The sequence below is a fragment of the Flavobacterium sp. LPB0248 genome, assembly GCF_013388355.1.
GTDB lineage: Bacteria > Bacteroidota > Bacteroidia > Flavobacteriales > Flavobacteriaceae > Flavobacterium.
On record NZ_CP058246.1, the window covers coordinates 71,798 to 97,524 of the forward strand.

The window sequence follows — 25,727 nt, forward strand, 5'->3', positions numbered from 1 at the left end:
TTCCCCGCATTAAACCAATTACAATTTCTATGAGAATCCGAAAATTTTATTACATGCCTCTTTTTTTAGGTATAACTGCGGCTGCACAGGATGATGCAGCCAGAAGAGCCGGGACAGCAATTACAGAGAAGTTTCCCGCAACGCGAACTCTCGACGTGCAATATGAAACAATGGGCAGCGCGGACTATGACACAAAAGTCTTTGGCAGCGATTTTGAAAAAGCTGCAGTCAGGAATCATTCCCGTGTAAAGATCTCCACCAATATCTCCTTGTACAAATCAGAGTCACAGCGCTTATTTATCACCAATACGCTGCGCTACAAATATGAAACCTACCAATACGGGGATATCTACAACTATGCTTCCAATTCCACCGCTTCAAGGGCTGACCAGAATTTCCACTATTTGGCAGAATCCGTCAGCGCGACATACTTCTCAACGCTGTTCAAAAAGCCTGTGTTTTATAATGCTACGGTGACTCTTGATGGCAATGAAAAGGATCTGCAGCGTGTCAAGAGTCTTTTATCTGCTACGATGGTACTTAAAAAAACCGAAAATACAACCATGACAATAGGGGCTGTTGCGCTTATAGACCCGTCCTCTCCCCTTCCTTTTTTACCGGTCTTCACCTATGAGCATACCTTTGGCTCTTCACCGTGGAAAATTGATCTCATACTGCCCCAGCGCATCCAGTTTAAACGCCAGCTTCTTGAAAACGGCCGCTTAACCCTTGGAAGCGAACTCAACAGCGAAAATTTCTATATCGATATGGACAGCCAAAATCTTAAAGGGATTTATGAGCTTAATCAGCTGGAATTAAAAACTGGAATCATGTACGAATACAGTTTTGCCAAAAACTTCATAGCAACCCTAAAAGCTGGCCTGAACAATGTGGTGAGCTCCAGAATTACCGAAAAAGGAGAAAGAAATACCGACTATGTCATCGAGAATGAACAAGATGACCAATTCTACTTCAATATAGGTATGTCTTATAATCTTTTTTAACGGGCATCCCCTTGTAATAAATAATAGATAAGATGAATATGGACAAAAAAACAATAACACTATTGGCTGTGCTGATCTCAGTGCACATGATGGCACAGAAATCCTGGAATCTAAAGCAGTGTATTGAATACGGGCTCAAAAATAATCGCAGCAATTCCATTTACGCCAATGATAAACTTGCGGCTGATGCAAAAGTCAAAGAAGCCCTGGCGGATTACCTCCCAAAGATCAGTCTGAGTTCAACGTTGGACAATAACCTCAAACTGCAACAGAGCGTCATTCCTGCTGGATTCTTTGGAGAGGAACCCGTAAGGGTGGCTTTTGCACAAAAATTCAATGCAAATGCAACAGCACAGTTCGATCAGACCCTCTATGATCAGGCTCTCATTACAGGCCTCAAGGCCAACAAGTACAATAAAGAGCAGGCTGAACTTAACAGTGAGCAGAATCAGGAAACCCTGATCTACAATATCACCAAAGCTTACTTTCAGATTTCTGTCTACAGGCAGCAGCTTAATTTTCTCAAAAGCAATCTGGAAACCTACAGCAGACAGATAGAAATTTTCAAGCTGCAATCCAGCCAGGGCGTTGTTCTTCAAAAGGACCTCGATAAGGTAATGGTGGATTTCAACAATACAGCATCGCAATTACGCGTAGCGCAAAGCAACCTGCAGTTGGCCGAAAATGAACTTAAATTTGAAATGGGATATCCTATTGACCAAGCCCTGACGGTAACTGCGATAACACGTCAAACAGCACCTTCTGCACTGCTTGAAAACCCCAAAGCCGATTTCGACGTCGCATCCAAAACCGATTACCAGCTCTCCCAGGTGAATATAAAACTCCTGGATATCCAGCAGAGCCGCATACAGGCAGAGGGCCTTCCCAAACTCACCGCCTATGCGCGTTATGGCGCTGTAGGGTTTGGTGAAAACCTCAGCCAGGTCTACAGTGACGTTTCCGACTTTGCCACAGTGGGGCTCAGACTCAATATTCCTGTCCTGGATTTTTACAAACGTAGTGCCCAGTACAATCAGGCCAAAATTGAACGCATAAATGCTGAGGAACAGTTGAAAATTGATGAAAGCCGCTACAAGGTAGATCATCAAAATGCAATGAACACACTATTGCAGGAACAAGCCAATATGGATAATAATCAAAGAAACGTGGACCTGGCGCAATCTGTCCTGAACACTACAGACCTGCAACTGCAAAAAGGCGTAACGGATTTAACCGACTGGCTCAATACCCAAAATTCATTAAAAGAAGCACAAAACAACTATCTGAGATCCCTGTATTCCTACTTTCAGGCAAAAATTGATCTTGAAAAGGCTGCGGGAACTTTACAAAAATTTTATAACTCTCTTTAAAAAATGAAAAAGAAACATATCGCAATTCTCATCGCTGCAGCCCTGGTAGGGCTTATAGTTTTCAAACTCGCTTCCAACAAAAGCAAGATTGAGCAAAGTAACAAAACAGTAATACAGCAGATTCGGATTCCCGTAACTGCCAGTCCCGTTACTCAGGAGGTGCAGCAAATCAATATGGTAAAGACAGGTATCCTGGCGCCTTTTAAGGAAGCCAGGCTGATCTCAGTGACCAGCGGCAATGTGCAAAAACTCCTTTTTAATCTCGGCGACAGGGTAACTCAGGGACAGGTACTGGCTGTTATCGATACACATCTGCTGGAACTGGATCTTCAAAGATCGGAAACTCAGGTGAAAAAACTGCGAAATGACCTGAAAACCTATACGGAATTATTACAGGGAAACGCCGCCACACAAGAAAGGGTAAATGAAATCCGCCAAAATTACCAGAATGCCCTCACTGCATCTGATCAAATCAGAAAACAGTTAAATGATGCCAAAATTAAAGCGCCCACCAGTGGGATTATTGGTTCTAAGACTGTTGAAGAAGGAGTATTTGTACAAGGCGGAAGCGAAATAGCCTCTATTGTGAACCTATCGCAGCTTAAAATACAGGTCAAGCTGACCGAGACCGAAGTATACCAGGCAAAAGAAGGGCAGAGCGTAAAACTGACCACTGATATTTATCCGGGAAAAATCTTTGAAGGAACCATTTCCTATATCAGTCCCCAGGCCGACCAGACCCACAGCTATACAGTTGAGATCACGGCTTCCAATAATAAAGATACCCCCCTTCGCTCGGGAACTTTTGTCTTTGCTGATTTCTCACGAAAAACCACCGAGTCGATCCTGCTCATTCCCCGTGAGGCTTTAACCGAAAGTACTAAAAATGCAGCTGTATATGTGGTAAAGGATGGAAAAGCAAAACTGCGCCAAATAAAAACCGGCACTGTATACGGTAATGCCATAGAGGTCTTAGCCGGTTTAGAACTTGCAGAACAGATCGTAACCTCAGGGCAAATCAACCTGAAAGATAACGCATTAATCAGTATTTCAAAATAAAAATTATGTCTATAACCGAAATTTCCATAAAAAGACCGCTGCTGCTGATTGTTATTTTTACCGTTCTAATCTTATTTGGTGCAGTATCCTATAATAATCTCAATTACAATCTTCTACCCAAGTTAGAAATCCCTACCGTGTCTGTATCCACGATTTATCGTGGTGCTGCGGCCGCCGAGGTACAGACCTCGGTGACTAAAAAACTCGAAGATGCTTTCTCATCAATAGAAGGTCTGGATAAAATTACCTCTACCTCCCAGGAAGGATTGTCTCAAATCACCGTCCAGCTTAAAAACGGAACCGATATTGACAAAGCCGAACAGGATTTGCAGCGTAAAGCCGATCAGACTGTTAATGATCTTCCAGAGGATGCTGAGCGTCCCCAGGTGAACAAATTAAACCTGGAAGAAGCCCCTGTTATCCAGGCTGGAATAACAGCAGCTATGCCCCCGCGCGAACTCTACGAACTTGTAGACAAACAAATTAAACCCATACTTCAGAACGTTAAAGGTGTGGGACAGGTAAACATTATCGGAGGGGACGAGCGTGAAATACAAATCAACATCAATCAGGATAAAATGCATGCTTACGGCCTCTCTATAAGCACCGTTACCAATGCAGTGAATAACGCCAATCTTTCCTTCCCCGCCGGAAGCATAGAAACCTCCAGTCAGCAGCTCTCCATTCGATACGATGCCAATGTGGGCTCAGTGCAGCAGCTTCGAGAGCTCATTATAAGCCAGCAGCCGGGTCAGGGAAGCATCTACCTTGGTGATATTGCCGAAGTCTTAGATGCTACGGCAAAAACCTCTGCAATCAACCATATAAATGGTATTCCTTCCATTGGTGTGCAGATTATCAAACAGTCCGATGCCAATGCAGTGGATGTAAGCCAGCAGGTTAAAAAAACCTTTGCTCAGATACAAACCCAGTACATCTCCAAAAAACTGGAATTCAACGTATCTTCCGATCAGAGTATCTACACCCTCAAATCAGCAGATGCCGTAGGGGAAGATCTGATGCTGGCAATTCTTATTGTCGGAATTGTAATGCTGGCATTCCTGCACAGTTTCAGAAGTTCCCTTTTTGTGCTTCTGGCACTGCCTTCCTCTATTATTCCCACCTTTATTGCCATGTATTTTTTCGATTTTTCATTAAACCTGATGACCTTAATGGCAATGTCACTTGTAGTGGGAATTCTTGTGGATGATTCCATAGTGGTGCTGGAGAATATTTACAGGCATCTTGAAATGGGCGCCGATAAACGTACTGCAGCCCTTGAGGGACGAAATGAAATAGGATTTACCGCACTGGCCATCACCCTTGTGGATGTGGTAGTATTCCTTCCATTAGCATTCTCAGGAGGCCTGATTGGTTCACTGCTTCGCGAGTTTTCACTTGTAGTGGTATTCTCAACCTTAATGAGCTTGTTTGTTTCCTTCACCATTACTCCGCTTCTTGCCAGCCGGTTTGGAAAAGTTGAGGAACTTAATACAGATACCCTCTGGGGCAGAATAAACATTGCTTTTGAGCATTTAATAGAGCTTCTTAAAACCCAGTACGGAAAACTCCTTAAAAAGGCCTTAGGCAGAAAAAGATATGTACTCTTAGGTGTTACACTGCTGATCTTCGGGTCCATTGCACTTATCCCTGCCGGTTTTATCGGTGGTGCCTTTATCCCTAATGAGGACCAGGGCGAACTGGCCATTAGTATAGAACTTGAACCATCGGCTGCCCTGTACAAAACCAACATGCTCACACAGCAGGCAGAGAAATTAATCATGGCCGAGCCTGAGGTGGTAAAAGTATTCTCCAGTATCGGTTTTGTTACCGGAAGTGTTTCGGGAACCTCCAATAACGCCAATCAGGCAGAAATGATCATCACTTTGGTTGATAAAAAAAAGCGTTCCATCACTGCAGTGGATTTCGGAATTGCCATGCAGCGAAAACTAACCAAGGCAATACCAGGAGCCAAATTTACCGCATCAGCTACTTCAGTCTCCGGCGGTGCTAATGCCGCACCGATTGATATTGCCATAAAGGGAGTAGATCTTATAAAGGTAAGGCAAATCGCTGAAGAGTACCGCAAGGCGGTAGCCCAGGTGCCGGGAACACAATTTGTCAAATTATCGGTTAAAGATCCTAAACCTGAGGTAGAAGTAAAACTCAACAGGGAAAAAATGACCTTGCTGGGGATCAATGCCAGCCAGGTTGGTACTGCACTGCAAAATTCATTCAGCGGAGATGACAATAGCCAGTTTAAAAATAACGGAAATGAATATGATATACTAATCAGGCTTGACCAGTCCAATCGCAATAATATCAACAGCGTGCGGAACCTTCCTTTTGTCAATAATAACGGGCAGACTTTTGTCTTGAGCCAATTTGCCGATGTTACCGAATCAATGGGAGAAAGCACCCTGCAGAGAAGTGACCGTCTGGGTACCATCAGCGTACAGTCCAATGCGGCGGGAAGGCCCACCGGAACGATTATTTCCGACATCAGAGAGAAAACCTCCTCAATAAAACTCCCTGAAGGAATCACTATAGAGTATCTGGGTGATGCCAAAAATCAGGGTGATGCTTTCGGAAGCCTTGGACTGGCAGTGATCATTGCCATTTTACTGGTATATCTGATCATGGTGGCACTCTACGAGAATGCCGTTTACCCTTTTGTGGTGCTGTTCTCCATACCGGTTGCCCTTATTGGAGCCTTACTGGCCTTGGCTCTTTCAATGGAAACTCTCAATATATTCTCACTGATCGGAATAATTATGCTTCTGGGGCTGGTATCAAAAAATGCCATCCTTATTGTAGATTTTACCAACCAGCTTAAAGAACAGGGAAAAGGCGTCAAAGAAGCGCTTATTGAAGCCGGAGAGGAAAGGCTCCGACCTATCCTTATGACAACCCTAGCCATGATACTGGGCATGCTGCCCATAGCGCTGGCCAGCGGTTCGGCTGCGGAAATAAAAAATGGGATGGCCTGGGTAATTATCGGAGGGCTTACAAGCTCCATGATACTTACTTTGTTTGTTGTCCCGGCAATGTACTTAATCATCGAGCGTTTACAAGAGCGTTTACAGAAGCTTTTCTCTAAAAAGAGACCAAAAATAGTCACAGACTGTTAAACAAGCCCTGTCAAGAATTATCCAGCAGAGTATAAGCCTTAGGCTGCGCAACAGTCCAAGGCTTTATCAGCAGATTGTTATGGGATACTTGTAAAATACTCTTGCAGCATCGCCGCGGCCCTTCAATTACAGCGCAATGTCCTGTATAGCCCCATAATTTCAAAGGAAGGACAGTCAGATTGCAGCTAAAATAACAAAACTTAATTTTTTAGATTAAAATCATTAACCAATACACCCTATCATGAAAAAAGTAATTGTAATCACAGGCATTGGAGGTATGGGCCTTGCAATAGCCAGAAGAATTGGCACAGGACACAAACTTGTGCTGGCTGATTTTAATGGCGAAAAACTCGAGGCCGCTGCCGAAAGCCTTAATGATGCCGGCTATGAAGTTCAAACGGCCGAACTTGATATCACCAATAAGAAATCTGTTGAGCAACTGGCTCAAACTGCAGCGGAGCTAGGCGCGATTCATAGTGTAATACATACGGCAGGAATTTCCCCTACCATGTCTGATCCAGCCCATATATTGAATGTAAACCTAATTGGAACAGCCAGGATCATTGAAACATTTTACAAACATATCTCAGCGGGGAGCGTTGGGATTATTATCGCCAGCATGGCAGGTCATATGAGCACCCAATACGACAGCGCACTTGATCGGCAGCAATGGTCAGCTCAGGCTGACCATTTAAAATTATTTATAGACAGTTTAGAGATCAATGAGCGTGCAGATGCCTACTCGGTTTCAAAAAAAGGGAATATCCTGCAGGTTCAGGCATCCGCTGCAAGCTGGGGTGAAAAAGGCGCCAGGATTCTCTCCATCAGCCCTGGAATAATTTCTACCCCGATGGGACAGCAGGAAAAAAAAGAACAGCCTGTGTTGAATTACATGCTCCAGAATGGGCCTGTTAAGAGAATGGGCACACCCGAAGACATAGCGGGGACTGTAGAATTTCTCCTAAGCCCCCAAGCCGGTTTTATCACCGGCACAGATCTGCTCATAGATGGAGGCGCCGCTTCTTTTTTAAAAAAAATTTTTATCTAGACTTCCAATACTATCTCTTATGGAAACAGCGGGAGTGAATCGCATTTGGCTTAATTACCAAAACGATCGCCAGGCAAACTATTGATGCCCAATAGATGGGGCTTTGAGGATGATCAGCTAAAGAAACATAGCTTATAGAAAAAAGATGCCTTAAAATTAAGGCATCTTTTTTTTAATATAAATAACCATAATTGCTCAAATCACTAACTCTGAAATACCCCTCTGCCTCCATAGCCGGGCGCCAAAATTTACATTCCCACCAATAAGCCAATAAACCAGCAATAATCTGATAAAATTTACCGGACATTTAAGACTTGCATCCTTTGCAGCACACCCCCACATCACTATTTGTTTTTATGGACATATAGCGCAAAATTTAATTTTTATACGGATGGCACTCTAAACAAATTCACTATTTGGATAAAATTGAACGATTTTTAATCAAATTTAAAAGCCCTGTCTTTACTTTCACTTGTACCTTCACTTTCCTTTAAAACCCCCTCCAAATGTATTGGAACTTTACTACTGTAAGAAGTGAGAGCCATTTGGGTCATTTTGTCAGCGGAACCAGACAGTTTGGTATGCAAGCGCATAGTGATGCAAGCTGCTCTTTTTACTTAAGAGGAGCCGATAGACTGGGCCAATCGCCTGATTATGCAGCCAATAATGGAATTCCAGGAGTTGGCGACTTTTTATTAAACCAAGCGGCAGACGCTATCTGGAAAAATTTAATGGCAGCACTGCAAAACTACATCAAAGCAAAACCAGGTGCTATAATTGAGCCTTTTGATAAAGGCCAGGAATATGCCAAAAGACATGAATACAGTAAGAGCGATTGCCCTGAATAAATCAATTAAAACAAAAACACAAATGAGAAATATCATTTTTTTACTACTGGCGACAATCAATTTGTTTTCAAAGCCCTTAGAGCACAAGGATCATCATATAGGCAAAATAACCATGCAGCCCACAATTGCTGAAGTTTATTACAGCAGACTCGAAGTCTCAACAAGACTGCCCTATTTTGCAGGTAAATTTATTGACCGCAAGGCAAAACAGCGAACAGAAGTGCCTCCTGCCATTTGGCAAACCATAAAAAATTCAGTAGACTATACCCCATTTAAAAACGCTGCAATACAGCTATTGAATAATAATTTTACAACTGCCCAAATGCAGGAAACAATAAATGAATATCAGGCAAAACCATATATTCCTATTGTTAGTTTAAAACTTAGAAATGAATTGCAGCTGGCTTCACAGGATTTTGATACTGTCTTATTAAATCATATCAATACTGTTTTGATTGCTAATGGCTACCAAACTTTAACATTATAGATGCAATGGAAGAAATAAGTAATCCTAAAGGGCTTGGTTTTACAAAAAGTATAAGAATCCTAAATGCCATTATTTATGCTTTAGTGCTATTTTTGGAAATATATACCAGCATTTCGTTCTTGTGCTTTTGTTTTATTACCTGCATTTATTGGTGATCCTATTATTTATAATTTTAGAGGTGAGATATGCAGTGCTGGCAAGAAAAAACTTTTTAGAACACATTTTTACAAACTGGCTTGTGTTTTTAGGGTTTCTGATTATACTGTTTGATATCGCTAAAATATTTTTCCGCAAGAATCAATAGCCTCTTGCAGTTGTAAAATATAATAACGGCAAAGGCTGGCTGGATCAGCCAATTAAAAAAAGAATAAGCTGCAGAAGTGCAGCTTATTCTTTATCCTTTATAATCTATCTTTTAAGCTATTTTTAAAAGAGTGGCATTAAAAATATTCACTTGTCTTTAATAGCATTTCTGCCCTTTCTGAGTAAAGGGCAGAATGCATTCCGCTGCGTAATGGGGACCGCAGCGAGCAGGTCATGTCTGCTGCTGCCGCTTTAATTTGCAATTTTCAAACAATGCGTACCAAATTAAGAGCGTAGAAAATGACCTAAGAAGAAACGAAAAATGAAAAATATCAGGAACCCAAGGCATTCATGTCCACCAGCACCTGAAATCCTTCTTCAATGGTTTGCTGCATTGGACGGAAAGTTATTCCCAGATCTGCCTTTATTTTAGAATTGTCTGCATTCCAGGGAATGTTTATATTCTTCCTCACAAAATCTCTTGTCAGCATTTTATTGGCTACCGGGCCAATAAGCATCAGCAGGCATTTCGAGAGTGCTCTTTTGGGAATCGGAAACCTATTGCCGTATTTGGGCAATAGTGATTTTGCGATTTCCAGCATATCGGTATTATGCCCCGATGTAATATATCTGCCCTTGGCCTTAGGCAAAAATCCTGCCTTAAAATGTGCCACAGCGACGTCTCTAACATCAACAACCCCTATTCCTATTTTTGGAACACCCTGTTTCAAGCCACCATTTCCTAATAGTTTTAAAAAGTTCAGGCTTTCCGAAATGCTATAATTCGTACTGAGCGGAGGGCCAAGCACCATGCTGGGATTGATGGTCACTAGATCGAAACGCGACTGGCTTCCTGCAAGCTCCCACGCCCTTCTTTCGGCCAGGGTTTTTGAATAAGGATACGGCTGATAGCTCAGTGAGGCAGTACTGTTCCATATATCTTCTGTAAGGATGCCATTTGCTGCATTCACCGCATCAATAGCGTCCGTATAGAGAGCTGCCATACTGCTGGTAACCACTACCCTTTTCACTGAAGAAATCTTCAAAGCGGATTGAAGCACATTTTCGGTTCCTTGTACAGCCGGCTCTACAAGCTCTTTTTCAGGGTCTTTTACATCTGTATGAAAAGGAGATGCGGTATGGAAGACAAGCTCGCAGCCAAGCATTGCTGCATCATAAGAGCCCATCTCTAATAAATCTGCCTTAAAAAATCTTATCGTCCCTTCGCAATTGGCAGCAATCTCTCTCAAATGCCTGTTTTTCTTGTCGTCTTTTGGGTCCCTAACAGCGGCATGCACCGTTATGCCCGATTCCAATAATAGCTTTACCAGCCAGCTGGCAATGTAGCCATTAGCGCCCGTTACCAATACTGGTTTGGCCGTATCAATATTCTTCATTTCTATTAATTTTTTGTTGATGTAAAATTACCGGTAAAGAACCAATGCAACCAACACCAATCCTTGAAGTGATAACACAAAAGCAGGATTATGAAACTCCAGACATCAGAAATGCAGATGCAGCCCCTAATGAAGAAATGCCCTTTCAGCTTTTTTCGAAATTCAGCCGGTATTCATTGGGAGAGAGACCGGTTTTCAATTTGAACAGCCTGCTGAAATAATGGGGGTAATTAAAGCCCAGTTTATAAGCAATCACAGCGATATCACTTGTATTGCCCAAAAGCAGGGTCTTTGCTTTCTCAACAATGAAATTATTGATATGATCCTTTGCGGGATAGCCGGTTTCTTTTTTAAGCAGGTCACTAAAATAGCTTTGCGAAAGGTATACACGCCCTGCAAAATACTCGATCGAGGGAATACCATTCTCAGCAAATTTGCCTGAAGTGTAATAATCTCTCAGCAATAATTCGAATTGGGATACAATGTCTCTGCTCTGTGCCGTCCGCGTATTGAATTGACGTTCGTAAAAACGGATACAATAGTTTAAGATGAGTTCAAGAGAAGATACAATCACTCTTTGGCTATGGCTGTCAATGCGCTGCGCTATTTCTGACTGGATAAGGTTCCTGCACTCTATAATCTTTTTTTGCTCATCAGGGGACAGATGCAAAGCTTCATGCACATCATAGGAGAAAAAGTGGTAATCCTCAATATTTTTTCCCAGTGGAGTATTCCTTATCAGGTCAGGATGAAAGAAAATCATCCAACCGCTGGATTTATCAATCACTGGCGCTGTAGTAGACCGCACAACCTGGTCCGGTGCAGTAAAAAACATCGTACCCTTTACAAAGTTATAGATGTTCCTGCCATATTGGACTCCGCAATCATTGTCTACAAATCCAATAGTGTATAGATCAGAGGTTGCTTTAATCCCTACCCAGTTTTTTCCCGATTCTATTGCTGATACATCCATAATAGAAATTAATGGATGGGCAGGTTCTTGAGTTTCTACCAATCTATGCAGCTGTGAAATTGATTTTATTCTTATAATGCCCTGCATCACTTCTTATTGCTTATAAATAACAACAGTGCAAATATGCCCTGCACCCCATTTACAAATATAACACAAATGGCAGTTAAACTCAAACGCTTCACGTGTTAATCGCTCTTGGAGTTGTATTTATAAGATCTGCCTTACATCGGTGCGGTAATTACTTCTCAATTGCATAAATTTAGTCTTGTTTTATCTAATCTGAGATATTAAATTTTGATCAAAATGATACTCTTGATCTTTAACTGTAGAAAACCTCAGGGTTCTCTCACCGTATCTGACTTTGCAATCCTCTCCATTTTTAGAGAAAATGCTGACTTTCTCTAGTCTGTTATTTTTCCAGAAAAGATCAACAATAAAACCGCCACGGCTCACCAGTCCTTTAATGCTCCCTTCTTTCCACTTTGAGGGTAACGCTGGCAGTAAAACAATCTCTTCGTTCTGGCTCTGCATCAGCATTTCGGCAATTCCTGCTGTATTTCCAAAATTCCCATCAATTTGAAAAGGCGGATGATTATTGAATAAATTTGGCAGAGTGCTCTCATTGAAAGTCTCCATCAGCATTTTGTAGGCATGGTCCCCATCAAGCAGCCTTGCCCAAAAGCAGACTTTCCACGCTTTGCTCCAGCCGGTTCCTCCATCTCCCCTGAGGGTTAAACTCTTTTTAGCGGCCTCTGATAATACCGGTGTCGTGGCGGGCGAGATCTGATTGCTGGGGAATAATCCATATAAATGCGAAACATGCCTGTGCTGGGGTTCGGTTTCCGGATATTCCTGCATCCACTCTAACAATTGGCCTTTTGATCCAACGCGCATTGGCAGGAGCTCTGAACGCTTCTGCATTAGGTTCTCAGCAAATGCTTTGTCTACATCCAGTACACCGGCAGCCTTAGCGGTTATGGTAAATATATCATAAACAATCTGGCTGCTCATTGTAGTGCCCATATCTACTGAATAGCTTTTACCGTCAGGGCCTATAAACCTGTTTTCGGGTGATGCTGAGGGACCTGAAACCAACTTGCCATTCTTGGGGTGTTTGATTAGAAAACTGTCATAAAATAATGCGGCATCCTTGATGATCGGATAATATTTTTTTAGAAATTCTTTATCATTTGTATATAAATAATGCTCCCATAAATGCGTGCACAGCCAGGCCGCACCATCTTGAAACAATAAGCTCTCACTTGCTCTAAGCTCATTTACCCCCCAGGGATTGCTCCGGATGGACATTTCCCAGCCAGGCATGCCATAGCGTTCCATGGCAGATTTTTTGCCCGCCGGATACATGCGTTCTATCTGACTGAACATAGGCTGGGTCAGCTCAGACAAATTAGTGGCCTCTGCAGGCCAGTAATTCATTTGGAAATTAATGTTAATAGTGAAATCAGAAAACCAGGCAGGCTTAAAGTCTTTGTTCCAGATACCCTGCAGATTCGCTGGCAGGCCGCCTGGACGGGAACTGGAAATCAATAAATACCGCCCGTACTGAAAAAACAAAGCGCAAAGTTCATTATCGCTGCTTTGCTTGGCTTTTTTAACACGTTCATCCGTCGGCAGCGCATTATTAAACGATGTGCCAAGATCAATACTTAAGCGGTCAAAATAATAGCGGTAATCCTTAATGTGATCCCCCCGCATCTGCTGGTAGCTCTTCTTAGCGGCGGCGGCAATATTTTCGTCACATTGATCCGCAGGGTTTTTGCCCCAAAAATCAGTGGCAGCAGTAAGGAGAATTAAAACTTCATCAGCATTGCTGACACTCAGCTTGCCATTTGCAAAAGCGACAGATCCGTTAACCGGGATAACCTTTAACTCACTGCAAAAGCTTGAGCCGCCAAAATCATTTGTTCCCTGCATCACAAGGGCGTCTTTTCCTTTAAGCACGGTAGCTGCTCCTTTTTCACGGTTTAATTCTATATCAAAACTAATTTTTTGCTTTTGATCGCAAGTTAATCTTAACAGCATTACATTTTCAGGCGCACTGATAAAAGTTTCTCTTTTAAAAGCCGCATCACCTGAGGTGAATTCAATAGTGCTGGTTGCATTATTGAGGTTTAAGCTCCTTCTGTAATTCTTTACTGCTCCTTTAATGTTTTTAAAATTCAAGTATAAATCTCCCAAGGGCTGATAGCTGCCATAACGGGGATCATTGGCTGTAGTGCAGTATTTTGCAGCCTCTTCCTGGGCCTTATTGTAATTCCCTTCAAATAATAGCTTCCTGATCTCCTTAATTTTTTCAGGCATTTCTCTGTTTTCATTGAAATGATACTGTCCTGACCATACGCTGGATTCATTGAGATAAATATGTTCCCTCTCCACTCCGCCGCAAACCATTGCTCCAATAGCGCCATTGCCCAAAGGCAAAGCTTCGCCCCAATGGTTGGCGGGCTGATTGTACCATAATTCTAAAGGGGCATTTTTAGCGGACTGAGCTTTTAATAAAGCAGGTCCCATCAGCATGGTTGCAAAAACCAGAAAATAAAAGTGTTTCAATACGCAAATAAATTGATATTTTTCTAAATCAGATAACATATGCTTATGTTTTTTTTTAATTTTATAAATGATTCTTTACCTGCACAGATCAAACTGCCAGATGCTTCACAATCGGCATTTTCATTTTTGGACTTTAAACTAATCATTGGCAAAACTTACATTATCCACTATTAGCCATTGGCCTGCCCTCCCTTTGCAACTAATCTCAATAACGGCCTGATTATTTGACACCTTAACCTTAGGAATTATTACTTTTACCCAGCTGGCACTGTCTCTGAGAGGAACCACCTGCTTTCTATTTCCGCTTTTGACGCTGATAGATGCGTCTTTTTGTCCGCCCGAACTTTTGACCCATGCGCCAAAAGTATAGCTGCCATCGGGTATAAACTCTACTGATTGCCTTACCGAAGCGCTATAGGTTTTATCTGCTTTAAAAAACAGATAGCCTTTACCGGATTTTAAAGGAATGCCCTCTGGGACTACGCCAACAGCACTGCTATCGCTTCGGGGATCAACAATCCAGGCAGTTGGATAGGCATTGCCTGCCTTGGCATAATCAAAACAAGCATTGCCAATTCGGTTTACTCCGGGTAAAACTTTACCGTAAAACCGCACATAATCGACCTGCATTGCCGCATTTTTTAATGGTTTTTTCAAACCGCCCCATCCGGCGACATCAACAGGTAAGGCAGTAAGCCATAAATTTTGGGGAGCATAGACCTTCCAGATGCCGTCCAAATATTTTGTTGAAATATATTTCCCATCGCAGTAAAAATTAATTCTATCGGGCAGCCATTCATAGGCTACCGTTATCCATTGCGATAAATCTCTATTGATGCTCTCGGGAGTCGGCGCTTCACTTTTATGGGTTGGGGTATAAATGTGATAATTCTGGGCAAGTTTATCGCTGATGGAATTATGCTCAAAGCCATCAACTTCAAGCACTCTGTTTTCTTTTGGGATAACCCCTTTCTCAACTAAACGGTCTCTTACGCCTTTTCCTTCCGCTTCGTTTGTGCCGGTAAGGCCCATGGACCAAAATGACTGATGCAGACCCGCCATTTCTTTATTCCCTCCGTACAGCTTTACCCTGGCCTCATAATATCCATATCCAAAATTGTGAGTTGATACCACCCCGCCCCCTAAGTACTGCTGTCCCTCAGGCCTGGAGCCATCATAAGTGAATCTGATTAATAGACAATCTTTTGCGCTGCCATCCACAGCCTTGCCCTGCAGTACATTCTCAGGCAGGCTCATTCCACCCATTTTTACATTGCTGCGGTACAGCCAATCCTTTTTGCTGATTTTTCCCGCTTTCGAAAAATTGTCTTCAAACAAGAGCTGGTATGCTCTTGCTTTGGCGGCATGATCAATTGGCATACTGTCAAAAGATCTAATGGAATCATGCTGGGAATGCGTTTTAGCTGCAAAGAAAAACGTCAGAGCCCATAAGGCCAATCTTGCTGTTTTTTTCATCAGAATATATCTTTAAACCTGCTATTTTAAGACTATTGCATAACCTGTTTCTAAGCAGGGAATTTATAGAAAGCGCCGCTTATTCAACAGTAACCAAACCTCCTAAACCCGCAGGCCTGCCAGAACTTGTTTCAATAAGTATGCTCAGTTCTCTTTTGCCTTTCCCCGGTGGAATCTGCACCGAAAAATCACTTGAATCTTCTGCGCTTTTTACAGCCAGCAGTTTTTGATCCAGCCAGACTTCGGCTTTACCGCTCAAGCTTTTTAAAATTAGCTTCCCACCATTATTCTGCTGCGCCAGATAAGGCGTAAAGCTCGAACGGAAAACTGCAAAACTTCCATTAGCAAAAACTCGCAGCTTCCCGGCACTGACATGCTGCCAGCTGTTCATGTCATTTGATTCAATTGCCCTGTTTGGATCGGGCTTAACTGAACTTATTGGTGAGAGAAGCCATTTGTCTAATATCATATAGGATTTCTCCACTGCAACTGAGGGTATATTTTTCACAGATTCAATCTCAATTTTCAATACTGCTGATTTTAAGCCCGCAGAGTTTGCTTTTAATAGCAATTCGCCTTTCCCTCCAGCTTTGCTTTGCAGGATCACCTGGGCAAGTCCATTGAATAGACTTCTGCTGCTGCCCTTTTCCATTTCATGTGAATTAGGATCGCCGTTCCCCAGTCCAATTATAGCGGCATCGCCCTGCAATTCAAATTCGATAGGCAGGTTGGCCGTTTGAACAGGCCGCCCTTTGCGGTCTAAAACTTCAACTGTTACAGGTACGGCATCCCAGCCGTCTCCATTGATTTTACTGCGATCCGGAGTTAGTCTGATCTGCACGGCTTTCCCTGTAGTCTCCACACTGAAATGGGAAACTTCTTTTCCCTTTACATAACCTATAGCTTCTAATTTTCCCGGCTTGTAGGGAACCTCCCAACTGTTCATTTCATATTTGTCCACCTCCTGCTCTGCTATTACTTTTCCATTGAGCATAAGTTTGACTTTTTCAGCATTGCTCATCGCCATTACTTTAACGGGGGTCCCCTCTTTCACATCCCAGTTCCAATGCGGCACCAGATGAAGTATTGGCTTATCCTTAATCCACTGTGCCTGGTGGATGTAGAAAGCAGTTTTTGGAAATCCGCATAAATCCATAATGCCAAAATTAGAACCCGCCGTAGGCCAATCATAAGGAGTGGGCTCACCGCGATAATCAAAACCTGTCCAGACAAAACAGCCTGCCAAAAACGGCCTCTCCGCTATGGCTTTCCAGGCTCTGCGATGTGTAGATCCCCAGATTGGCTTTTGTGTATCGTAAGAATCTAAAGTGTGCTTTGTAGGGTCAGTGGTATAACTGCCGCGCACCATAAGTGCAGATGCATCCTCTGAACTGGTCAGGAGCATTTCAGGATTCTCCTTATGGAATCTGTCATAATTGCTTATCTGATAGTTAAACCCCACCACATCGACGGCCTGGGAAACATTTACAGGTTCGAAAAGCCCCCATTGGCTGCTGCGGTAACAGGTCGGGTGGTGTCTAATCGCTTCACCTCGGCGCTCATCCGGCGAACCATTTTATAGCCTATCTCGGTTCCCTGCATAGGTTCTTCATTAAAAACAGACCATAAAATTATACTGGGATGATTCCTGTCACGGCGCACCATCCAGGTCAGCTGGCTGATGTACTCGGGTGAGGAGTTAAAATTTCTATTCTCGTCCATCACCAAAATGCCCAACCTATCACAGGCATCTAAAAACTCGGCCGAGGGCGGGTTATGCGCACAGCGATACGCATTTGCCCCCATTTCTTTAAGTTTCTTTAAGCGGAAATCCCATAAAGAATTGGGAACAGCGACCCCTACACCTGCATGGTCCTGGTGATTGCATACCCCCTGGAGTTTAACAGGCTTTTCATTAAGATAAAAGCCCGAATCTGCATCAAAACGAATAGTTCTGAATCCACATAAAGTGGACAAGCTATCAATTACATGCCCGTTTTGTTCCACTCTGGTCTGTACGCGATAGAGTGTTGGAGTATCCAAAGTCCATAATTTGGGACTAGTTGTCTTAAGACTAAGGCGGGTTACGGTTTTATCAAGCGATGCTGTATGAACGGCCTGCTGCTCGCTTACAAGCTCCTTTCCCTGCGGATCAAAAAGAGTGGAGACCACCCGGGCATCACAGCCCAGCTCGCCACTATTCTCAAGTGTTACCTCCACGGGTATTTCCCATTGCGTGACTGTTTTTTTCACCGGATGGGCAAATACGCCATCAGTGGTAATGTGCAAGGGCGAGCGTTTGACAAGCCAGGTGTGACGGTAGATGCCGGCCCCTTCGTACCACCAGCCTTCCTGATTAACAGCATCCACTCTGATTGAAATGGTATTCAAATCATCTCCATATTTGACCATATCTGTTATATCAATGTAAAAGGAAGAATATCCCGACCAGTTTCGGTGTACAACACTTCCGTTTAGCCAGACCGTGCAATGCGTTGCTATGCCATCAAATTGCAGCTCGAGGTTTTTTCCCCTGTCTTTGGGGTCAATTTTAAAGCTGCGGCGGTACCATCCGATCCCGCGTTTGCGATACCCCTGGGAAAGATTGGCCGTCTGATCAAACCCGCCCTCTACCGCCCAGTCATGAGGCAGATTAAGAATTCTCCACTGCGTATCATCATAATCTGTCGCGGCGGCACCTCCCGCTTTCCCTGCCTTGGCATTTAAGTAGCTTTTCTGATGGCCTGTAATTTCCGGAAAAGGAATGTCTCCCAAATGAAACCTCCATCCGTTGTCCAAAGAAAGCTTTTCCCGATAATTCGAAGAAGGGCTTAATTGCGAGAAGCCCGATAAACTCAAAAGGGAAAAAAATATGATTGTAATGAATTTCATAGTACTAGCTTTAAATACTAAATTCCTGTTTATGAACATAATAAATATCTTCTTAGTTTGTTTGTTGATTCTCTAGGTTAAAAGTCTTGTTTAAAAACATATCAGAAAGTATACTGATCTCTGGTCTTGTTGCGCCAGATTCATTTTTACTGTTAATTTTTAGTCGGGTAAAAATGGCTTTATACCATTCATTTTATTTTAGATAAAACAGATGGATCGGATACGTTTTCAAAAAAATTCAAATAGGCGATACTCAAATTCCAGCATGCATTATAAGCTGTCCAGCCTTCTCCATGTCTGGGGCGCCCCATTGGATTAAAAGGGTACATTTCGGATCCCGGCAAAGAGCTTAGTGAGCCGCGGGTCAATTCAAGTCTTGCGCAAACATCAGTTCTTTTGTCCGGAAACGGCCACGCCTTATCAAGTCCCGTGAACCCTAAATGCGGATGGTTTGCTGCACTTGAGTTTTGGGGGTTTCTCCCCATAAAATTATCATAGTGCGCGTATGACAATTCAACTAATCTGTCTTTCAGTTCCCCTTTGTCCAGGACCATCGCCACAGATAAAGCACAGGCAGGAAATCCTATAACATTACCCGCTTCATTATATCCTGGAAGCGTCCAGGTATTCTGGTCAAACTTTCTAAAGTCCCACATATTATCCGAGAGTGACACTACTTGCCTGGCCCAATCCACTAATTTTTGTTTTAACCCAACCGGGGCCAATTGGGGATAATTATACTGAAAGTGCGCCAATCCGTTTATGGTTTTATGCTCACTCATACGCTGTCCTTTTGTAAAGGCAGGATTATTCCAATCGGCATTTTCAATGATCCATTGGGTCTGTGCCTGAGCTGCTTTTAAATAATCATCCGCATTGGCCAGCTTTTCTCTCCTGGCCACCTCGTACATCATTAAATTGGGCATAATGGAATGTCCGGGTGCATGACGCCCTTTTGGGTCCCCTACATCCGTAATCACCTTAAAAAGCCCTGATTTATCCCACCATTTTAAAGTGGAATCCAAGACCCTTTGATAGAATTCCTGTCCAATATATTTTTTATATGCCGGATACCCGTACAAAAAATAAGCAAATTGCTCGATGGTCTGACTGTGCAGTTGTTTGCCAAGGACATCACCTGAGGGATCCTCACTTACGGGATGAATTAAATTCCATCCTATCCCGTATCTAATGCATTGAATAATATCAGGCGTCCTAGGGTTTTCCAGTGGTGGCATCATGGAATAATACCCTATTACTTCCTCCATGGGATTGTCATCTTTGTAATCAGAAATAAAGGTAAACTCTTTTGAAAGGGCTTTTTCTTTTTCCTCTTTCCAGTTCACGGTCACAGGCATCGTATCAAAAAAATCAGGGTTGGAAAGATACATAACAATCATTGAGGGTACCTCGTACGTATAATAAGTCCCGTCTCTCCATGCCGTTCCTCCATATGCCGAGCGGTGACTCCCCATAATGCTCCTGGAATCGTTAAAAAAATCCACGGCAGACTGATAAGACATATTCTGAAGTACATGTTGGCCTATGGCAAATGGAAAAGATTTTGCTTTTCCAAGGCCATCACCCTCTAATTCAATATAGTATTCCCTGCCCGCTGAGTCTTGAGGATTAAAATCTGAAAAATCCCCTTTATTATGACGTAAGTTGCCTTTGTAAAGCACTTTTCCTGATTTGGTATCGCAGATAAAAAACGGCAAATCCGTTTTGGCCGTGGGTACAGTGAATTTTTTTGGCGCCCCTAAATTGTAGCCCATCTGGTTAACACAAATCCAGTGCTCACTGGCTACAAATGGTTTTGACACCTCTTTTTCGATCTGGCAGGGCATTTTAGGGACATCAGTCCCCCAAACCTGCCATTCAAGTAATCCAAAAACAGTCTCATTAGCGGTAACGATACGGATAGCACTCATTGCGATAGGTTCTTTAAAGACAATGCTTCTTTCACTGCTAAAATTATCTTTGATAACTGCCTCTGCAATCGCAAGCCATTGCGTGCCGGCTTTATACTGAATCTGAAAATTACGAACAGGTAAAATTCCCTTATCATCGAAATAAAGATGCACTCCCCCTATCTTGAATTCAGCTGTCAGATTTACTTCAATGACACATTGTTCACCCTTGGGATTAATTTTCAAAGAACCGGTTGAAAGATTACCATCAACCAGGATCCCTGCATCTTTAACATTTTGAGGAGTTATTTCAATAGCTTTTCCCTGAGCATAATTCACATAGGTTTGAGCATTAATACTGATACAGGAAAACAAAAAACTCCCTGCTATTATTATTTTTTTCATTTGTTTTTTATAGCATTTGCGCTTATTTTTTTCAGATATTTTTTCTAAATGCCCGTGTCTTTAATCGAAGTTCCATCTCAGTCATTATTGCTTCTATTTTAAAAACCCTGCATATAGTTTTAAAACCTGCCCATTATGATGAACAGGTTTTTAATGGTCCTGAATTAGTAACCGGGGTTCTGCTGCAATTTATTGTTAATGGTAAATTCTCCGAATGGTATCGCCCATAAATAATGCTTTTGAGGATCAAAAACTGTGGTGTATATAATGTTCAAATTAGATCCAAATGCCGAGTAATTTGGGATATCATTTTCATCAAATGTGGGAACGCCCCCTATCGGCCATCCGGGAGTTTCCGTTTTCGGATAACCATATATACTTTTGTTAAAAACTTCCGGTGCAATTTCCCAGCGCAGAATATCGCGATAACGCAAGCCTTCAAAACAAAATTCAACACGTCTTTCTCTTCTAAGAGATCGTCTTAATTCAGATTGATTGGTGCTTGTCAAGGCAGGGTAATTTGATGTATTGCTTAAACTGACCCCATATGCCCTGGCCCTAACGGTGTTGATTGCATCCAGCACGGTTTGATCTATTTCATTGAGTTCTATTTTTGCCTCTGCATAGGTTAATAATACCTCTGCATAGCGAATAAGAATGTAATCAAAATCCTGGCTTTTCCAGTTAATGGCAGGGTCATTTGGAATTCCTTTCTTTTTTAATAAACCTGTAAAACTAGGAAAAGCATTAACTGCCTGACTATCCTGATTACTAATTAATTTATTATCTGATAACCTTATTGTTTGCGCCGCACTTGGCCTGCTGTTAAAAACGTATCCCAGCCATTGATCTCCCGGAACGACAATCGATGCTCTTAATCGGGGATCCCTGTTCTCAAAGGGTTGGTTTACATTGTATAGAGGCGACTTATCAATTGTTAATCCGTCAGTGCACTCGAAACTATCTATCAGTGAAATCACTGGTATATTGGATGCATACCCTCCTGCCAGTCTGGAAATATCGTACTGAACATCATAAGTAACAGCAAAAGTCAGCGAACGCGGCAGGCTAAATACAATCTCTTTACTGGTTTGTCCCGGTGCCAGGAATAAATCTCTATAGGATGGATATAGCTCGTATCTTTTGGCATCCATAATTTGTTTGGCTGCTGCTGCAGCAACTGCATAACGTTTTGTATAAAGTGCTATTCTGGCCTTTAGTGCCAGGGCAGCTCCTTTAGTTATGCGCTGAACGCCACTATAGGACTCCGGTAATAAAGCAATAGCATCATCCAGATCCTGAAACACAAAATTAAGAACCTCTTCCTGTGGAGATTGCGCAACATTCAAAGCTTCACTGGTAGAAATTGACCTCAATATCAGGGGGACGTTTTTAAACCTGATCGCCAGCAGCGCATAATTATAGGCCCTTGTAAACTTAGCTTCTCCCTCAATACGATCTTTAACACCAGCTTTATAATCATTTGGTTTATCTATGTTCTCCAAAATCACATTAGCTCTATTTACAGCGGTATACGAATTTGACCAAGCACCCGAAAAGTCAGTGCTTTGTGATGTATTGGTACCTGCTAAAAAATTATTACCATTGGGTGAACGACTCCATTCGTTATCTCCCCATCGCTCACTATCCTTCTCAAAAAACGCGGCTGTATACAATCTGTTTACAGCAGTTTCCATTTCCACCTGATTGGAGAAAAAAGTCTTTGAACTAGGATTATCTAAAGGAAAACGATCCAGATTATCACAAGAAACTACTGCCAGAATTACAACTAGAACAACCAGTTTATTTAAATATTTTTTCATTTTAAGTCTGTTTTAAAATTTAACATCTAATCCTAATAAATAAGTACTGCTAATTGGTGATTCAACTACATTAATTTCCGGGTCAAAGCCCTTTGGAAATTTTGTTAAAAGCAGTACATCAGTTCCAGTAGCATATATTCTAATACTGGACAAACCAATACTCTTGATCACCTCTTTAGGTAATGTATAGCCTATGGTTATATTTGAAATCCTGAAATAACTGGCTGTTCGCAGCCAATAATCTGATAATCTGTAATTTATTTCTCCGTTTTTATCTGTCAATCGGGGATATTTGGCATTAGGATTCTCAGGGGTCCACGTATTTCCAACCACATCTAATGGAACATTACCTGTACTATACAAAAAAGGCCTCACCATAAAACTTGAATAATATCGTGTTTGTTTTCCAACACCTTGAAATGAAGCATTAAAATCAAAATTTTTGTAATCAAAACCAATATTTCCTCCGTAAACGTAATGCGGAGTAGAGCTTTTTAAAGGGACCCTGTCATCTCCCGTTATTTTCCCATCTGGAACCCCCATTGGTCCACTAATATCCTCATAGCGCATATCACCGGGTCTCTCGGTTCCGTTAACTAGTGCAACTTTATTATCTAAATCGTTTTGAGTTAAAAATCCTAACGATTTATAACCATAATACACTTCATATTCCTGACCTTCAAGTAATGCTTTATCACCTAAACTTTTTGTTCCCTTCAAATCCACTACCTTAGTTTTACTGTCCGAAACATTAGCGTCTATATGATATTTAAATTCACCTACTTTATCTCTCCATCTTAATCCTAATTCCCATCCGTAGGTCTCTATTTCTGCAACATTCTGTGGTGATGGACTTAAACCTATATAGGAAAGTATTGGAATTGAGCGCAATAAATCATAGGTGTTTTTTTTATAAGCTTCGCCTGTAATTCCTAATCTGTCTCGAAATAATTTTAAATCAATACCTAAATTGTAGGATTCGGTTGTTTCCCATGACAAGTCTTCGATATTTAAGGTTCTCACATCACCTGTTGCCAAAGATTTAATAACTCCATTGTCATAGAACAGGCTATTGCCTAATGTAACGGATGAAACATAGGGATAACTATTATAACTTATTTTTTGATTGCCTAACTTACCCCATGATCCTCTTATTTTCAGATAATTATCTCCTAAAATCTTTTTGGCAAAAGGCTCCTCAGATACTGTCCATCCAGCGGCAATTGATGGAAAGAATCCCCAGCGGTAATCAGCGGCAAAACGAGATGATCCATCATAACGTCCATTAACCTGAAGATGATATTTGTCTTTAAAATTATAAGCTATGCGTCCGAAATAAGATCGAAGAGCAGTTTCAGAGGCAGAACCACTTGTAGTTTGAATGGCTTGTGAACCTGAATTTATTAAAGTATAATCAGGAAACAAATATCCGTCCCTTCCCAGTATTAATTCTTCTGTCCTTTCTCTGTTATCCTCAAAACCGGCCAAAAACTCAAATTTGTTCTCTTTGAATGTAAAATCATAATTTGCAGTTGCCTGGATATTGAGTGTTTCATCGTTAACGCTTTTTTCTCTAAGGGTATTTACAGTTCCTCCTGCTCTGAAAATAACCTGAGTAGGATCAGAAACATCGGTATATTCAATCACTTTTCTAAAATTTGTCTCCCTGTCAAAACCAAGGGTTGGCGCTATAATTGCCCTTAGTTTCAATCTTTTTATGGGTTCAAATTCAAGTCCCATTCTAGCTCCCAAAACATTATACACACCATCTAAATTTCCTCCTTCATTTGCAAATCCGAGTGGATTTTCCCCGTTTCGTCCCGGTGCGTAACGACCATCCTGATAATAATCATCCCATATAGGCGCTATTCTATAGACCCCTAATATATCATCCGTTGACTGAGAAGGACTTCTTTTCATTGATCTTTTATAGTTAACATCAAAAATTGCTGATACTTTATCAGAAAAGGAATAATTGTTGTTCAATCTTAAATTTAATCTTTTATAATTGTTATTGGGTGTTAGGGATGCCTGCTCAATCCAATTAACCGATGCGTTAGATTTCAGTTTCTCCGATCCCACTGACATCGACAAATTATGCCTTGTCTGTAAGGCACTCTCATTGAAAAAAGATTTATTCCAATTGGTATTGGGGTAAGCATCAGGGTTCAAGGCATTGTTTGCGTAATAATTATCAATGTAATCCTGTGTATAGGTAGGGGTCTGCCCATCGTTGATTCGCATTTGGTTATAGTAGCTCATATAGGTTTTAGCATCAGCAAACTGAGGCAGCTTCCCAATTATTTGAAACCCTGAATCTACACTATAGGATAAAGTTGCCTTACCGTCCTTTGCTCGTTTAGTGGTGATTAATATTACTCCTGCAGCAGCTCTGGATCCATAAATAGCCGCTGCGGCCGCATCTTTTAAAACAGACATACTCTGAATATCGTCAGCATTAACATCATCAATTCCGCCTGGCACTCCGTCTATGAGTACCAAAGGAGAAGAATCCCCCAAAGAGGTAATGCCTCTAATTAAGATAGTGGCAGACGAACCCGGCCTTCCGGAACTCCTTGAAACAGAAACACCCGGTATTGAACCCTGTAAAGCCGTTGAGACTTGTACTGTTTTTTTAGATTCTATTGCCGAACCGTCCAGTACAGCAACAGAACCGGTTATATCCTTTACCTTCTGAGTTCCGTACCCCACTACGACCACTTCATTTAATTTTGAAACATCCTCCTTAAGTGTTACCTTTATTTCAGCATTTGATGTAACCTTAAATTCTTGTTTAACAAATCCAAGAGAAGAGATTTCAATGATTCTTTCTCCCTGCGCTAAATTGATAGAAAACTTTCCATCAAAATCCGTCATAGTACCTTTATTTGTACCTTTTACCAGAACACTAGCCCCTGCAATGGGCAGTTTATTTTGATCCAAAACAGCTCCTGAAACAGAGGTTTGTTGAGAGAATCCAATTTGACAGATAAACAGTGTCAAAAACAGTAGTTTAATTTTATTCATTTT

16 protein-coding genes are annotated in these 25,727 nt (G+C 41.8%); 7 read left to right on the plus strand and 9 right to left on the minus strand.

The window, feature by feature from the left end; translation table 11 throughout:
* Window positions 1-29 precede the first annotated feature (29 nt).
* The 7 genes from LPB248_RS00295 (at window position 30) to LPB248_RS00325 (ending at window position 8,947) form a co-directional block, all read left to right on the plus strand.
* Window positions 30-1,004, plus strand: a complete 975-nt coding sequence (locus tag LPB248_RS00295) for a DUF6268 family outer membrane beta-barrel protein (RefSeq protein WP_177209629.1) — start codon at window positions 30-32, stop codon at window positions 1,002-1,004.
* A 32-nt stretch (window positions 1,005-1,036) separates the two neighbouring features.
* Window positions 1,037-2,374, plus strand: a complete 1,338-nt coding sequence (locus tag LPB248_RS00300) for a TolC family protein (protein ID WP_255462970.1) — start codon at window positions 1,037-1,039, stop codon at window positions 2,372-2,374.
* 3 nt (window positions 2,375-2,377) lie between these two features.
* On the plus strand, window positions 2,378-3,433 hold the full coding sequence (locus tag LPB248_RS00305) for an efflux RND transporter periplasmic adaptor subunit (protein WP_177209630.1): 1,056 nt from the start codon (window positions 2,378-2,380) through the stop codon (window positions 3,431-3,433).
* A 5-nt stretch (window positions 3,434-3,438) separates the two neighbouring features.
* Window positions 3,439-6,564: an efflux RND transporter permease subunit gene (locus LPB248_RS00310; RefSeq protein WP_177209631.1), complete on the plus strand. Its 3,126-nt coding sequence runs from the start codon at window positions 3,439-3,441 to the stop codon at window positions 6,562-6,564.
* Window positions 6,565-6,805: 241 nt separating this feature from the next.
* Entirely contained in the window at window positions 6,806-7,612 is an 807-nt protein-coding gene (locus tag LPB248_RS00315) for an SDR family oxidoreductase (RefSeq protein WP_218279840.1), read from the plus strand.
* Window positions 7,613-8,118: 506 nt separating this feature from the next.
* Window positions 8,119-8,460 (plus strand): hypothetical protein, encoded by a 342-nt coding sequence (locus LPB248_RS00320; protein WP_177209632.1) that lies wholly within the window; start codon window positions 8,119-8,121, stop codon window positions 8,458-8,460.
* 22 nt (window positions 8,461-8,482) lie between these two features.
* Window positions 8,483-8,947 (plus strand): hypothetical protein, encoded by a 465-nt coding sequence (locus LPB248_RS00325; protein WP_177209633.1) that lies wholly within the window; start codon window positions 8,483-8,485, stop codon window positions 8,945-8,947.
* 635 nt (window positions 8,948-9,582) lie between these two features.
* Here the strand turns inward: LPB248_RS00325 and LPB248_RS00330 are convergent.
* From LPB248_RS00330 to LPB248_RS00365, 9 genes are all read right to left on the minus strand, one after another.
* The gene (locus LPB248_RS00330; RefSeq protein ID WP_177209634.1) at window positions 9,583-10,647 is read right to left on the minus strand and encodes an NAD-dependent epimerase/dehydratase family protein; all 1,065 of its coding nucleotides are present in this window, start codon (window positions 10,645-10,647) and stop codon (window positions 9,583-9,585) included.
* A 145-nt stretch (window positions 10,648-10,792) separates the two neighbouring features.
* Window positions 10,793-11,620, minus strand: coding sequence for a helix-turn-helix domain-containing protein (locus tag LPB248_RS00335; protein ID WP_218279841.1), 828 nt, complete (start codon window positions 11,618-11,620; stop codon window positions 10,793-10,795).
* A gap of 270 nt (window positions 11,621-11,890) precedes the next feature.
* Window positions 11,891-14,230, minus strand: a complete 2,340-nt coding sequence (locus LPB248_RS00340; RefSeq protein WP_177209636.1) for a glycosyl hydrolase family 95 catalytic domain-containing protein — start codon at window positions 14,228-14,230, stop codon at window positions 11,891-11,893.
* Between the two features lie 99 nt (window positions 14,231-14,329).
* Window positions 14,330-15,667: a family 16 glycosylhydrolase gene (locus LPB248_RS00345; protein ID WP_177209637.1), complete on the minus strand. Its 1,338-nt coding sequence runs from the start codon at window positions 15,665-15,667 to the stop codon at window positions 14,330-14,332.
* Window positions 15,668-15,746: 79 nt separating this feature from the next.
* The gene (locus LPB248_RS17010) at window positions 15,747-17,072 is read right to left on the minus strand and encodes a DUF4982 domain-containing protein (protein ID WP_218279842.1); all 1,326 of its coding nucleotides are present in this window, start codon (window positions 17,070-17,072) and stop codon (window positions 15,747-15,749) included.
* 80 nt (window positions 17,073-17,152) lie between these two features.
* Window positions 17,153-18,559 carry a glycoside hydrolase family 2 TIM barrel-domain containing protein gene (locus tag LPB248_RS17015; RefSeq protein ID WP_218279843.1) on the minus strand — a complete coding sequence of 469 codons (1,407 nt, stop codon included), beginning with the start codon at window positions 18,557-18,559 and terminating at the stop codon, window positions 17,153-17,155.
* Window positions 18,560-18,747: 188 nt separating this feature from the next.
* Window positions 18,748-20,874 carry a cellulase N-terminal Ig-like domain-containing protein gene (locus tag LPB248_RS00355; RefSeq protein ID WP_177209638.1) on the minus strand — a complete coding sequence of 709 codons (2,127 nt, stop codon included), beginning with the start codon at window positions 20,872-20,874 and terminating at the stop codon, window positions 18,748-18,750.
* A gap of 164 nt (window positions 20,875-21,038) precedes the next feature.
* Window positions 21,039-22,697, minus strand: a complete 1,659-nt coding sequence (locus tag LPB248_RS00360) for a RagB/SusD family nutrient uptake outer membrane protein (RefSeq protein WP_177209639.1) — start codon at window positions 22,695-22,697, stop codon at window positions 21,039-21,041.
* A 12-nt stretch (window positions 22,698-22,709) separates the two neighbouring features.
* The gene (locus LPB248_RS00365) at window positions 22,710-25,724 is read right to left on the minus strand and encodes a SusC/RagA family TonB-linked outer membrane protein (RefSeq protein ID WP_177209640.1); all 3,015 of its coding nucleotides are present in this window, start codon (window positions 25,722-25,724) and stop codon (window positions 22,710-22,712) included.
* Between the last annotated feature and the right edge of the window lie 3 nt (window positions 25,725-25,727).

Excerpts from the sequence above, each read along its gene's own strand:
- LPB248_RS00335 (WP_218279841.1), bottom strand. The coding sequence starts at position 11,620 with ATGGATGTATCAGCAATAGAATCGGGAAAAAACTGGGTAGGGATTAAA.
- LPB248_RS00340 (WP_177209636.1), bottom strand. The coding sequence starts at position 14,230 with ATGTTATCTGATTTAGAAAAATATCAATTTATTTGCGTATTGAAACAC.
- LPB248_RS00320 (WP_177209632.1), top strand. The coding sequence starts at position 8,119 with ATGTATTGGAACTTTACTACTGTAAGAAGTGAGAGCCATTTGGGTCAT.
- LPB248_RS00355 (WP_177209638.1), bottom strand. The coding sequence starts at position 20,874 with ATGAAAAAAATAATAATAGCAGGGAGTTTTTTGTTTTCCTGTATCAGT.
- LPB248_RS00300 (WP_255462970.1), top strand. The coding sequence starts at position 1,037 with ATGAATATGGACAAAAAAACAATAACACTATTGGCTGTGCTGATCTCA.
- LPB248_RS00360 (WP_177209639.1), bottom strand. The coding sequence starts at position 22,697 with ATGAAAAAATATTTAAATAAACTGGTTGTTCTAGTTGTAATTCTGGCA.
- LPB248_RS17010 (WP_218279842.1), bottom strand. The coding sequence starts at position 17,072 with ATGCTCCTGACCAGTTCAGAGGATGCATCTGCACTTATGGTGCGCGGC.
- LPB248_RS00315 (WP_218279840.1), top strand. The coding sequence starts at position 6,806 with ATGAAAAAAGTAATTGTAATCACAGGCATTGGAGGTATGGGCCTTGCA.
- LPB248_RS00295 (WP_177209629.1), top strand. The coding sequence starts at position 30 with ATGAGAATCCGAAAATTTTATTACATGCCTCTTTTTTTAGGTATAACT.
- LPB248_RS17015 (WP_218279843.1), bottom strand. The coding sequence starts at position 18,559 with ATGAAATTCATTACAATCATATTTTTTTCCCTTTTGAGTTTATCGGGC.
- LPB248_RS00310 (WP_177209631.1), top strand. The coding sequence starts at position 3,439 with ATGTCTATAACCGAAATTTCCATAAAAAGACCGCTGCTGCTGATTGTT.
- LPB248_RS00305 (WP_177209630.1), top strand. The coding sequence starts at position 2,378 with ATGAAAAAGAAACATATCGCAATTCTCATCGCTGCAGCCCTGGTAGGG.
- LPB248_RS00345 (WP_177209637.1), bottom strand. The coding sequence starts at position 15,667 with ATGAAAAAAACAGCAAGATTGGCCTTATGGGCTCTGACGTTTTTCTTT.
- LPB248_RS00365 (WP_177209640.1), bottom strand. The coding sequence starts at position 25,724 with ATGAATAAAATTAAACTACTGTTTTTGACACTGTTTATCTGTCAAATT.
- LPB248_RS00330 (WP_177209634.1), bottom strand. The coding sequence starts at position 10,647 with ATGAAGAATATTGATACGGCCAAACCAGTATTGGTAACGGGCGCTAAT.
- LPB248_RS00325 (WP_177209633.1), top strand. The coding sequence starts at position 8,483 with ATGAGAAATATCATTTTTTTACTACTGGCGACAATCAATTTGTTTTCA.